Source organism: Staphylococcus pasteuri (assembly GCF_030547725.1).
In the GTDB taxonomy this organism is placed as follows: Bacteria; Bacillota; Bacilli; order Staphylococcales; family Staphylococcaceae; genus Staphylococcus; species Staphylococcus pasteuri.
The window spans coordinates 1-278 of sequence record NZ_JAUOQO010000286.1 but is presented as its reverse complement, the minus strand read 5'-3'; the positions used below and the strand labels follow the sequence as shown (position 1 = coordinate 278).

At 46.8% G+C, this 278-nt stretch carries 1 protein-coding gene; it reads right to left on the bottom strand.

Annotated elements, in window-relative coordinates; all coding sequences use genetic code 11:
* Window positions 1-278, bottom strand: a 278-nt coding sequence (locus Q4528_RS13690; protein ID WP_303522103.1) for a calcium-binding protein, incomplete at both ends; no start/stop codon positions are given.

Sequence of the window (278 nt, the reverse complement as noted above, 5' to 3'; positions counted from 1 at the left end):
AACTGTATCTTTGTCTGCACCAGTGGTAATAATGTTATCACCAGCACCTGCAAATACGGTGTCGTGCCCAGTACCAGTTGTAATGTTATCGTTGCCGCTATCGGTATAAACAATATCATCACCGCTTCCGGCATCAATGACGTTGTCGCCTGTCTCGCCAAATAAAGTATCGGTACCTGCGCCGCCGTCAATAACATCGTTACCGCTACCTGCGTAGACAAAATCGTTACCATCGCCAGCGTTAATAACATCAGCCCCTTCATTGGCGTGAAGAATAT